This window comes from Photorhabdus caribbeanensis, assembly GCF_018448885.1.
In the GTDB taxonomy this organism is placed as follows: domain Bacteria; phylum Pseudomonadota; class Gammaproteobacteria; order Enterobacterales; family Enterobacteriaceae; genus Photorhabdus; species Photorhabdus caribbeanensis.
Window position 1 is genome coordinate 18,040 of record NZ_RCWB01000047.1, and the last position, 11,870, is coordinate 29,909.

The following is an 11,870-nucleotide window of genomic DNA, read 5'->3' on the forward strand; positions in this document are numbered from 1 at the left end:
GTAAACTGATTTTCTTAAAATTGGTTGACAGTATATCGGCAATATTTAAACTGGCTACACTTTTTTTCACACTGGAGATGTTATTGTGATTGAGCGTAAGCAATGGACAATTAAGCAGGCGCAAGAGCTGTTTGATAAACCTTTTTTCGAATTGTTATTTCAAGCACAGCAGGTTCATCGTATCTATTTTGATCCACAACAAGTACAGGTCAGTACACTACTTTCCATCAAAACCGGGGCATGTCCGGAAGATTGCAAATATTGCCCGCAAAGTTCCCGTTACAAAACAGGTCTTGAAAAAGAGCGGTTGATGGAAGTGGAACAGGTGATTGATTCTGCTCGTAAGGCTAAAAATGCGGGTTCGACACGTTTTTGTATGGGTGCCGCGTGGAAAAATCCCCATGAGAGGGATATGCCTTATCTGGAGAAGATGGTTAAGGAAGTCAAAGCCCTGGGAATGGAAACCTGCATGACACTGGGCATGCTGAATGGTTCACAAGCGCAGCGGTTGGCGGATGCAGGATTAGATTACTACAACCACAATCTTGATACCTCCCCGGAATTTTATGGCAACATCATTACCACTCGAACCTATCAGGACAGATTGGATACCCTTGATAAAGTACGGGAGGCCGGAATAAAAGTGTGTTCTGGTGGTATTGTCGGTTTAGGGGAAGCGATCCGTGATCGGGCCGCGTTATTGGTACAACTGGCAAATCTGCCAAAACCGCCGGAGAGTGTCCCCATCAACATGTTGGTTAAAGTCAAAGGTACGCCACTGGCTGAGAATGAAGATGTAGATCCTTTCGATTTTATCCGCACGATTGCTGTTGCCAGGATCATGATGCCGTCTTCTCATGTCCGGTTATCCGCAGGTCGTGAACAGATGAATGAGCAGACACAAGCGATGTGTTTTATGGCTGGCGCTAATTCTATTTTCTATGGCTGTAAGTTGCTCACTACACCCAACCCTGCGGAAGATAAAGATTTACAACTGTTTCGCAAGTTGGGTATTAATCCTCAGCAGACTCAGACGGCATTTGGTGATAATCAGCAACAGCAGCATTTGGCTGAAGCCATCATCAATGCAGATAACGAACAATTTTATAACGCGGCATTATAATGGATTGGTCAGCTTATCTTTCCCGGCAATTGTCTGAGCGTCGGGATACTTCTCTATGGCGTCAGCGGCAGGTCAATCAGAAATCGGATGGGCGTTTCTTGTATACCGTTGATGACAAATATCTTAATTTTTCCAGTAATGATTACCTTGGGTTAAGTGCCAATTCCTCGGTCATTGCTGCATGGCAGCGGGGAGCTGAACAATATGGCGTTGGAAGTGGGGGATCAGGTCATATTACGGGTTATACAAAAGCCCATCAGCTATTGGAACAGCAATTAGCTGACTGGTTGGGTTACTCAAAAGCATTACTATTTATTTCAGGATATTCTGCGAATCAAGGGGTCATTGCCGCGTTAATGACGAAACAGGATCGGATTATTGCCGATCGTCTGAGTCATGCTTCATTAATGGAAGCGGCGATGCATTCTCCGGCTCAATTACGGCGTTTTCTTCATAATCAACCTGAATCACTTGCAGATTTATTGGCAAAACCTTGTATTGGAAAGACGCTGGTGGTGACGGAAGGTGTATTTAGTATGGATGGTGACTATGCGCCGCTGGCAGATATTCATCAGCAAACCAAAATCTCTGGCAACTGGCTAATGGTGGATGATGCTCATGGTATTGGCGTCTGTGGTGAGCAGGGAAGGGGAAGTTGTTGGCAGCAGAAAGTCAAACCAGAGATCTTGATTGTCACCTTTGGTAAAGCATTTGGGTTGAGTGGTGCCGCGGTGCTTTGTGATGAGCAGACAGCAGAATATCTGATTCAGTATGCCCGTCATCTGATTTACAGTACTTCTATGCCTCCCGCACAAGCACTGGCGCTTTCTGAAGCTGTTCGGCAGATACAATCTGGTGATGAATTACGTCAACGATTGCAACAGAATATCAATTACTTTCGCCAGCAGGCGCAGAAATTACCCTTTAATCTGACCGATTCAACCACAGCGATTCAACCATTGATTGTGAGTGATAATGAACTGAGTGTCTCCTTATCTCAATATTTGCAACAAAAAGGGATTTGGGTTACAGCCATTCGTCCACCAACAGTACCACCGGGCGGTGCCAGATTACGTATTACCTTGACGTCCAGCCATACGCCACAGGATATTGATATGTTGATGGAGGTGTTGCATGAGTTCCGTAGTTGAATTTGTTAATAAACAGGCGATTGCTGGAGCATTTGGTCGAGCAGCGGCTAATTATGATGTGGTTGCGAAATTACAGCAGCAAACCGGTGAATTCCTCATGCAACAAGCCGATGGACATCCTGGTAAGTTAGTCCTGGATGCCGGTTGCGGTACAGGTTTTTTTAGTCACCGCTGGCGGCAACAGGGGAAGCAGGTTATTGGGTTGGATTTGGCATCAGGTATGCTGATTCATGCCCGTAAACAGTTGGCGGCGGACTATTATCTACAAGGGGATATTGAACATTTAGGGCTTGCTGACAGGAGTGTTGATATCTGTTTCAGTAATCTGGTTGTTCAGTGGTGTAATAATTTACCCAGCGCTTTAAGAGAACTTTATCGGGTGACTCGTCCTGGTGGATTGATTCTGTTTTCCACCTTGGCTAAAGGTTCATTACATGAATTGAAGCAAGCCTGGAGTATGGTTGATAACTACCAGCATATTAATCACTTCCTGCCACAGCAGACAATTAAAGATGCTTGTCGGGGATTCCGGCATTGTCTTATTAGTCAGGTTTATCGCCAGCAATATTCTCATATATTGCCACTATTGGGTTCCCTAAAAGGGATTGGCGCGACTTATCTTCATTATGGGCGACAGCAGGGGCTGATGACGCGTGAACGGCTGATTGCTTTGGAGCAAGCTTATCCACGAGAAAATAAACATTTACCTCTTAGCTATCAAGTTGTCTTTGGAGTAATTTATCGTGACTAAGCGCTGGTTTTTAACGGGTACAGATACCGAAGTGGGTAAGACAGTTGTAAGTTGTGCTTTATTACAAGCGGCAACTAAAGCAGGATATAAAACAGCAGGTTATAAACCCGTCGCTTCCGGTAGTGAAATAACACCGACAGGTATTCGTAATTCCGATGCGCTGGCATTGCTGGCAAATAGTTCTGTGCCTTTGCAATACGAAGAAGTGAATCCATTTGTATTTGTTGAAGCAACATCACCCCATATTGCCAGTGATGAACTGAAGCAACCTATTGATTTTGCTGTTATGTCTGCGGGATTGCATCAGTTAGAAAAGAAAGCGAATTGGGTTTTAGTTGAGGGTGCTGGTGGTTGGTATACCCCTTTATCGCAATCGGCGACTTTTGCTGATTGGGTGGTTAAAGAGCAATTGCCGGTTATTTTGACCGTGGGGGTGAAACTGGGCTGTATTAATCACGCGATACTGACCGTGGAGGCAATTATAGGTTCAGGGTTACATTTTGCAGGCTGGATAGCTAATGAAATTGAACCCGCAGGTAAACGCCACCAAGAATATTTATTGACGTTAGAGCGTATGTTGCCCGTTCCTTTATTAGGTAAAATTCCTCATTTAACGACAGGATATTTTAATCATTTAGGAGAGTATATAGATTTAAATTTATTGGTTAATTAAATTATTAACCTGCAAATTTAATCTGGTGGAATGTTATTTCAATGTCATGATTAATGATTACACTATTCATATCTATATTTTTGTTAATGAATATATGGGTTTTACTGCCAGTTATGGATGATAATTTATTTTAGGACAATATGCCGGAATGGTGTTCCGGCATAAAAATGATATTTTTCAATAAGTTTTCTATCTTCTGGCAACGGCGGATATCTATTCATACTTCGGCAAGTTTTTTATTCACTGGAGCATCTGTTGGACGGTTTATATAATTCCTGAAAATCTTTCTTACCAGATAAATAGGGCCTACACCTAAGATAGAATAAGCCACTTTAATGAGGAACTGGGCGATAATCATTTCTTTTATGATATCTATACCGAGAACACCATAGAAAGCAACGGAGCAGAATATTATACTGTCGAATGCTGAAGCGATAACAGTACTGGTTATTACTCGCAGGAAAAGATACTTTGAATTTGTGAGAGATTTTATTTTGCAGAGAAGATATGAGTTTATATTTTCAGAGATAAAATAAGCAAGAGATGATGCCAGTAATACAGATACAATACTATTGACTATTCCATTATAAGTTGCACCAAACTCCCATCCAGGGACGCCAGGCATCAGGGCGGTTCCCCAAAGCCCCAGAACAAATAATAGGTTCGCTGCAAAAGAGATAATAATCGTTCTTCTTGCCAGACGTAATCCATAGAATTCGTTCAGAATATCGACCAGCAAGAAGGTAATAGGGTAAATAAAAACGCCAGGAGGCGTGACGATATTAAGGATTGGGATATGAATGGGCTTCACGCCACATATGGTAGAGAAAATATAGATAACACTGAGTGCGATGCTAATGAGCAAATAGGCTTGCCATGAGCGCTCATGACGATCCCCAAGTTCATAAGCTGTTACGATATTACTGTGGCTGTATAATTTCCGATATATCGTACTGAGCTCATGCCTGCTCAAATCTTCTGAAATATCACTGTCGACCAGCTCTTTTAGCCCCATAGTAATGGTCTTGCCTGTCGCTAGTACCATGACATTTGCCGATAATTTACCGTATCTTGTGAATCCCAGTAATTTAAACTTCTGATTTGCTGTCATTTATAGTCTTTCTCCTACGATGTAGCCTAAGAAATGAGCATTTTTATAGGGTTTCCTATCGAGACAATCATCATTTTTCTCTTGCCGGATAAAGAACCCAACTTCCTTGGTGTAATACAATAATGGCGTATTGGTGACTAATGCGGGAGGACGTTTTATCAGGATCACCTCGCCGGGAATGAATATATCCTCTATTGCTGATTCAACTTTAAGAGCCAGCATGTTTGATTCATCACCAAAGAAATAGGTAAGTGGATACTCGGTAACAAGCTGACCGATTTTTTTCTCAGAAACGGCTAAGAATTCAGATTGTGGAATGATAGGGATAGCCGAAGGATTTTTATTGCCTTCGGTTGAGAGTGTTTCATTGAGACGTTCTAATTGCTCAAGGTCATAATATTCTATTTCTTCACAGGAAACACCGAAAAAATCGGAGATCCTAAGAATAGTAGATTGTTGAACGTTATTGACTTGTCCTTCCAGGATTTTATAAATGGTGGTACGGGTCAATCCTGTTCGATTGGAAAAAGAACTCTTGGTTTCTCCACGGGTACGTATCAAATATTCTATATTTTTAATGATATTTGTTTTTCGCTGTGCGTTAGATGTTTTCATGAAAATCCTTTATATAAAGATAACAGCATTACTATATATTACTTGATGATATTGTTCAGTGTGAAAAAAACCACGCATTGTGATAATTTATTGATTTTATTTTTAATATCTTATTTTCCTGATGATTTATATTAGCACATCCTATATCAGAAAATGCTCATGGATTTACATTTATATTCTAAAAATGAAAGTTAAATCATAGAATTAAGTGAAATTCATTATAAAGTTTACACAAAACTGAACTTTATGTTTATTTTTATGTTGACTTTATGGATTTTATTATAATAATGTTAAGTTGTGTTGATGTGTTTTTGGGTCATCAGATAGCATCAAACAAAATATTATTATTATAAATCTCTCGGGGAAGAGCTACTTTATCCTTCGAGTTTAGAAGTGGGTTATTTCTTTTAGCACTAGGGAATCACTGGAAAACAGAGGAAGTGAAATAAACATTAGGACTGAAATTAGTAAACTAATAAAATGATAACATAGTTAAAACACCAGGAAATGGCAGTATAAAGATGCTTTGGAATAGCAATCGATTGGAATTGTGAATGATAGATACAAAGTAGTTTTTCGATCGAAAACAGCCAGCAGAATATTGGACGTTTTACGAGGGCAGTGTCGATTTGATATTTGTGTATCTATCATTTTTTTATGCGTTTGCGATAGAGTTTATTTTGTAAAATAGGGGATATGCTGATGTGAATTCATTAATTTATCAATAACATACCTTAATATCCTAATTAAAAATTGGGTTTTGTTCATGCCAATTGAGCCAATTGCTGTTTTTGGTAAATGTTTATTGGCATTGTTTGTTGAAATAGTAAAGATAGTCAAAAGCGCTGTTGATGATATTGAAGCTGCTATTGTTGAAAGCGTAGGAAGCAGAGAATCCTATTTCCGCTTAGGTAAAACCCAACTCTTCTCTTGTAACAGATTTCATACAGGAAACTGTTCACCGGTTATTTCTTATTGAATAAAAATTCTAACCTAATGCTATATTGTTTTCTGCTGCTTGATGGGGAAAAGTTGGTTTTTTGTATCCATCATACAGAAAAATATTATCATTATCTACCTTTAATGCTGATAATATTGAACGAATATAATTTATTGGTGTTTAATTTCCATAAGAAAATTCTTACTTTTTCAGAAAATTTATTCATTTTTTTGAAATGAATAACTGAGATAAGGGTTAAAAAAATAGTAAAAATTTTTATCGATAGAGAATACCTATTTTGTGGCATGATGTTGCAACCTCGTACAGTTAATAGGGTTTGTAGAGTTATCCACTATTCCTGTGGATAACCTTGTGTATTAGACTTAGAAAAGTGACGCAACGCAAGAAAATACGCGGCTTGAGTCAAGGTTGATGTTATTCTCGTCTTTGTTTTAATCCTTTTAAATATCAATAAGATAACTAAAATCAAGCCTTGTCTGGCCGGTGATGATTCCCCATGTTGTCACCTTTCAGCCGATCATATAAAAAATGGAAAAATCAAGATAATTTTGGGGATAAAATGGCATTTATTTTGATATCAATGCATGTTTAATTGATAGGAAGTGGCCTAAATAAGCCTGTTTTTATAAAACCAACTTGAAGCTGGTTTTTTATCCAGTATTATTGTATTGAAATAATGTTAGGAAAGTGAGATACCGATGAGTAAGGTGTTCAAATTACATTCTGACTTCCAACCGGGTGGTGATCAACCAGAGGCTATCCGTCAATTACAGGAAGGCTTAGAAGACGGGTTGGCCCACCAGACTTTGCTAGGAGTAACGGGGTCGGGTAAGACATTCACTATCGCTAATGTGATAGCCAATTTAAACCGACCAACGATGGTACTTGCTCCGAACAAGACACTGGCGGCTCAGCTTTACAGTGAAATGAAGGACTTCTTCCCAGAAAATGCCGTAGAGTACTTTGTTTCTTATTACGATTATTACCAACCTGAAGCCTATGTGCCGAGTTCCGATACTTTTATTGAAAAAGATGCTTCGGTAAACGAGCACATTGAGCAAATGCGTTTGTCTGCTACCAAAGCTTTGCTGGAGCGGCGAGATGTGATTGTTGTGGCGTCTGTTTCGGCTATTTATGGTTTGGGTGATCCCGATAGTTACCTAAAAATGATGCTCCACCTGACTAACGGTATGATTATCGATCAACGTTCCATTCTGCGGCGTTTGGCTGAATTGCAATATACCCGTAATGATCAGGCATTTCAGCGAGGGACATTTAGGGTACGTGGTGAAGTGATTGATATCTTTCCGGCTGAATCTGATGAGCATGCCCTGCGCGTTGAGTTATTTGATGATGAGGTAGAACGGTTATCACTGTTTGATCCGTTAACAGGACAGATTCAATATCATGTTCCACGGTACACCGTTTATCCAAAAACTCACTACGTTACTCCGCGTGAACGTATTGTTCAGGCCATGGAAGCGATTAAAGTTGAGCTTGAGCAGCGGCGTCAGGTATTGCTGGCGAGCGGTAAGCTGCTGGAAGAGCAACGTATTACGCAGCGTACTCAATTTGATTTGGAAATGATGAATGAATTGGGTTATTGCTCCGGCATTGAAAACTACTCCCGTTATCTCTCTGGTCGTGCTGAAGGGGAGCCGCCGCCGACACTGTTTGATTATCTCCCGGCTGATGGTTTGCTGGTAGTGGATGAATCGCACGTTACCATCCCGCAAATCGGTGGGATGTACCGAGGGGATCGCTCCCGCAAAGAGACGTTGGTGGAATATGGTTTCCGTATGCCTTCTGCGCTGGATAATCGCCCACTTCGGTTTGAAGAATTTGAAGCACTGGCTCCACAGACAATTTATATTTCAGCAACGCCGGGCAAATATGAATTAGAAAAATCCGGTGGCGATGTGGTGGAACAGGTGGTGCGTCCTACGGGTTTGCTTGATCCTGAAGTGGAAGTGCGTCCTGTCGCAACCCAGGTTGATGATTTACTGTCTGAAATTCGCATTCGGGCGGTGAAAAATGAACGGGTATTAGTTACCACGTTGACTAAGCGAATGGCGGAGGATTTAACCGAGTATTTGGAAGAACACGGTGAACGGGTTCGTTATTTGCATTCGGATATTGATACTGTCGAACGTGTGGAAATTATTCGGGATCTTCGTTTAGGTGAATTTGATGTATTAGTGGGGATTAACTTGCTGAGGGAGGGGCTGGATATGCCAGAAGTTTCTCTGGTGGCCATTCTGGATGCGGATAAAGAAGGTTTCCTGCGGTCTGAACGTTCATTAATTCAGACGATTGGGCGTGCTGCCCGTAACTTGCATGGTAAAGCGATTCTTTATGGCGATAAGATAACTGATTCAATGGCGAAAGCGATTGGTGAAACGGAACGTCGTCGTGCTAAACAGCAGGTATTTAATGAAAAACACGGCATTGTTCCAAAAGGTCTGAATAAGAAAATTGGTGATATTCTGCAAATCGGACAGCCGACGAATGGCAAAGGGAGAGGCAGAGGTAAAGCTGTTGCCACAACGGAAACATTTAGCAAACTGTCTGCCAAAGAGCTGGAAAACAAAATCCGCGAGCTGGAAGCGAAGATGTACCAGCATGCGCAGGATCTTGAATTCGAACAGGCGGCCAGTGTTCGGGATCAGGTTCAGGCATTGCGTGAGCAATTTATAGCTAATTCTTAACAATTGCCCCGTAAATCCTTGCCCAATGAGAGGATGTCGCAAAAGGCCAGCATTGAAAATAAACCCGCAGAGATTTATTGCCTGTTATTGGGGCTGACAACCCATGACAGGCTAAATATTGAACTTCAATATATACCCGTCATCTTTCAAGTTGCTTCTTTGTTGGCTGCACTCACCTTGGTCACATAGTTCTCTATGCTCCCGGGGATTCGCTCCCTTGCCGCTGCGATACATCTTGAAATCCATAGGGTATAACCTAAATTTTTCGATTAAAAAAGGAGAGATTGAGCGATTTATTAATTAAATAATTCAATATAAAAAATCGGAATTGAGAACGATTAATTAGCCATTTTGTGTGACATTAATCACATTCTTTTCATATTCATCTGATAAATATCGTGCTCTTGTGGTCATAATACCTAGAGAGCGAAATTCTCTGTTATTTGTCTCCACTCCATCCTACTTAGCTGGAAGCGGTCTATTGTTCTCTCTAACGCCACGTATTAAATGATGGCTATTTTACGCTGTCATTTTTTTACCGCGGAACAGACCGGCGCTATTTAAAAGAGCCGCATGTAATGACTCGCTTAATAGCCTCTTGCGTTATCCCCGTTGCAGGATAATGGTTCAATTACGTAGGGTTTCAAATATGGATGGATTAGTTTTCACCTGCCGAATTGGCGTACTGCCCCAAACCACTTTTCAGGTAGCGCAATTTACTTTACATGAAGAGCTGTCGCAGCTTTATCGCCTGACGTTAAAAGTGGTGAGCTCACGTGATGACATTCCCCTGAATGAACAGCTGGGGGACAGCGCGTCACTGACCATTACCCGCAATGGCATCCCCGAACGGACTATTAATGGGTTGATAACCGGAGCTGAACAGGATAATACCGATGGCCGTCGCACTTTTTATATTTTCACTATCCGCCCTACAATGTGGCTGATGACGCTCAATCAGGATAGCCGTATTTTCCATCGGAAGTCTGTACCGGAAATCTTAACGATCCTGCTTAAAGAACATCGTATTTTATTTACCCGCGATACGCTCTATAAACGCCATGCCGAACGGGAATACACCACGCAAAAACGCGAATCTGCTTATGATTTCTGGTGCCGTCTGGCGGCGGAAGAGGGCATTATTTTCTGGTTTGAGGAAAAACAGACGTTGTTCTGTGATTGCCGTCTGGGCATGCAGGCGGATATCGATCTTACTTACAATACGCATCCTGAAACGGACGAGACCGATACCACGGCGTACCAGTGGAGTTATGGCGAATACCTGTGTTCGAATGGCACGGTCCAGAAAGACCATAACTTTCTTAACCCCAAATATTCTCTTGAACATCAGAAGCAATCCGACGATAGCGGGCACAATTCGGTGTTTGAAAGTTACGGACGTTTCCAATGGGACGAGGAAGGAAAACCTTTTACCCAATTGCGGCTGGAGCAGTTACGAAACTACAGCAAAGTCGGCACCGCCAAAACCAACTGTATCCGGCTTCGGCCGGGCAAAATTTTTACCCTGCAATCTCATCCCATAGAGGCCATGAACGACCGCTGGCAGGTGATCTCTGTCACGCATCATGGGTGGCAACCTGTCGCATCAAACGACGGTGGCGAAGGGACAACACTGACCAACGAGGTCGCCTTTATTCCCGGAAACCAGGACTGGCGGCCCCCTTACCGCTACAAACCCCTGGCGGACGGTGATGAAGTCGCCACGGTGGTCGGGGTGGGGAGCGAAGAGATTTATGTGAACGAACACGGCGCGATACGGATTCATTTCCACTGGAACCGTTACGATAAAGCGGACGACAACGCGTCTTGTTGGGTACGGGTGGCACAAGGCTGGAACGGCAACGGTTTCGGTTTTATGGCGATACCGCGCGTCGGGCAGGAGGTGATCGTCAGCTATCTCAACGGCGATATCGACCGTCCGATTGTGACGGGGTGTACCTATAATGGCCTCAACCGCCCGCCTCTTAATTTACCGGCGGAGAAAACCCGTACCACTTTTAAAACCCGGACTCTTGGAGGGCAGGGATTTAATGAACTGCGCTTTGAGGATGCCAGAGGAAGCGAGGAAGTGTTTATTCATGCTCAGCGGGATATGAATACGCAGATTCTCCGGGATAAAACCACGCAGATAGGCCATGACCAGCAAACAGAAGTGGCGCATAACCGCACCGCGATAATTAAAAACGATGATGATGAAGCCGTACAGGGCGGCCAGACGCTTGAAGTCGGTCAGAATCAAACGGTGACTATTAAAGGTCAGCAAGCCATTTCCATTGGTAAAAGCCATCAATTAAACGTCGCCGATAACCAGCAAATTACCGTGGGTAAACATATCACGGTGCACTCTGAAAGCGGGCAAATCATCATTGGGAACGCAGGCGGGCAGATAGTTATTGATCCGATGGGCAATATCCGTATCGAAGGGGTCAGCATCACCATGACTGACCATATTACCGGCAAGAAATCCGCCGGTGCGCTGTTTGACTACTCCGCCCGCTATACCCTGCTCAGTGAACAGAGCGGTAAGCCGCTGGCGCATACCCGCTATACCATTACCACTGCTGGCGGTCAGACCCTTTCCGGTAAAACCGATGCGCTGGGCAGAACGGTGACGGTACAGAGTGAGGCGGAAGAAAATCTGCAACTGCGTTCACCGGAAACCCCACCGAAACCGAAGCAAACCTTATACCGTGCCAGCGGTAACACGCCGGTAGAGTATGTGATGGAATTTATGGAGATATAAGTATGGCAATATC

Annotated in this window: 10 protein-coding genes; 8 read left to right on the forward strand and 2 right to left on the reverse strand. The window is 42.7% G+C overall.

Annotated elements, in window-relative coordinates; all coding sequences use genetic code 11:
• Positions 1-85: 85 nt before the first annotated feature.
• The 4 genes from bioB to bioD are packed head-to-tail and all read left to right on the forward strand — an operon-like array spanning position 86 to position 3,698.
• Positions 86-1,123: a biotin synthase BioB gene (bioB, locus tag EAE90_RS21020; RefSeq protein ID WP_214055145.1), complete on the forward strand. Its 1,038-nt coding sequence runs from the start codon at positions 86-88 to the stop codon at positions 1,121-1,123.
• Positions 1,123-2,274: an 8-amino-7-oxononanoate synthase gene (bioF, locus tag EAE90_RS21025; RefSeq protein ID WP_214055146.1), complete on the forward strand. Its 1,152-nt coding sequence runs from the start codon at positions 1,123-1,125 to the stop codon at positions 2,272-2,274. Before bioB ends, bioF begins: the two co-directional genes overlap by 1 nt.
• The gene (gene bioC / locus EAE90_RS21030) at positions 2,258-3,025 is read left to right on the forward strand and encodes a malonyl-ACP O-methyltransferase BioC (RefSeq protein ID WP_214055147.1); all 768 of its coding nucleotides are present in this window, start codon (positions 2,258-2,260) and stop codon (positions 3,023-3,025) included. The genes bioF and bioC overlap by 17 nt, the downstream gene beginning before the upstream one ends.
• Entirely contained in the window at positions 3,018-3,698 is a 681-nt protein-coding gene (bioD, locus tag EAE90_RS21035; protein ID WP_214055148.1) for a dethiobiotin synthase, read from the forward strand. Before bioC ends, bioD begins: the two co-directional genes overlap by 8 nt.
• A gap of 217 nt (positions 3,699-3,915) precedes the next feature.
• Here bioD and EAE90_RS21040 read toward each other — a convergent pair whose 3' ends face one another.
• Together EAE90_RS21040 and EAE90_RS21045 are read right to left on the reverse strand one after the other, a co-directional pair.
• Positions 3,916-4,809, reverse strand: coding sequence for a queuosine precursor transporter (locus EAE90_RS21040; RefSeq protein WP_214055149.1), 894 nt, complete (start codon positions 4,807-4,809; stop codon positions 3,916-3,918).
• A complete protein-coding gene (locus EAE90_RS21045) occupies positions 4,810-5,424 on the reverse strand; it encodes a helix-turn-helix domain-containing protein (protein ID WP_214055150.1) in 615 nt (204 codons plus the stop codon).
• Between the two features lie 766 nt (positions 5,425-6,190).
• Between EAE90_RS21045 and EAE90_RS21050 the strand changes: the two genes are divergently transcribed.
• The 4 genes from EAE90_RS21050 to EAE90_RS21065 all read left to right on the forward strand — a co-directional run bounded on the left by EAE90_RS21050 (position 6,191) and on the right by EAE90_RS21065 (position 11,857).
• Positions 6,191-6,403, forward strand: coding sequence for a hypothetical protein (locus tag EAE90_RS21050; RefSeq protein ID WP_214055151.1), 213 nt, complete (start codon positions 6,191-6,193; stop codon positions 6,401-6,403).
• 680 nt (positions 6,404-7,083) lie between these two features.
• Complete coding sequence (uvrB, locus tag EAE90_RS21055; protein WP_214055152.1) at positions 7,084-9,093, forward strand: excinuclease ABC subunit UvrB; 2,010 nt, start codon at positions 7,084-7,086, stop codon at positions 9,091-9,093.
• A gap of 33 nt (positions 9,094-9,126) precedes the next feature.
• A complete protein-coding gene (locus tag EAE90_RS21060) occupies positions 9,127-9,282 on the forward strand; it encodes a hypothetical protein (RefSeq protein WP_214055153.1) in 156 nt (51 codons plus the stop codon).
• Positions 9,283-9,715: 433 nt separating this feature from the next.
• Positions 9,716-11,857: a type VI secretion system Vgr family protein gene (locus tag EAE90_RS21065; protein WP_246551027.1), complete on the forward strand. Its 2,142-nt coding sequence runs from the start codon at positions 9,716-9,718 to the stop codon at positions 11,855-11,857.
• Positions 11,858-11,870: the final 13 nt, after the last annotated feature.

Bases quoted from the DNA above. Each gene is read 5' to 3' on its own strand.
- bioF (WP_214055146.1), top strand. From the start codon at position 1,123: ATGGATTGGTCAGCTTATCTTTCCCGGCAATTGTCTGAGCGTCGGGAT.
- bioC (WP_214055147.1), top strand. From the start codon at position 2,258: ATGAGTTCCGTAGTTGAATTTGTTAATAAACAGGCGATTGCTGGAGCA.
- EAE90_RS21040 (WP_214055149.1), bottom strand. From the start codon at position 4,809: ATGACAGCAAATCAGAAGTTTAAATTACTGGGATTCACAAGATACGGT.
- EAE90_RS21045 (WP_214055150.1), bottom strand. From the start codon at position 5,424: ATGAAAACATCTAACGCACAGCGAAAAACAAATATCATTAAAAATATA.
- EAE90_RS21050 (WP_214055151.1), top strand. From the start codon at position 6,191: ATGCCAATTGAGCCAATTGCTGTTTTTGGTAAATGTTTATTGGCATTG.
- uvrB (WP_214055152.1), top strand. From the start codon at position 7,084: ATGAGTAAGGTGTTCAAATTACATTCTGACTTCCAACCGGGTGGTGAT.
- EAE90_RS21060 (WP_214055153.1), top strand. From the start codon at position 9,127: ATGTCGCAAAAGGCCAGCATTGAAAATAAACCCGCAGAGATTTATTGC.
- EAE90_RS21065 (WP_246551027.1), top strand. From the start codon at position 9,716: ATGGTTCAATTACGTAGGGTTTCAAATATGGATGGATTAGTTTTCACC.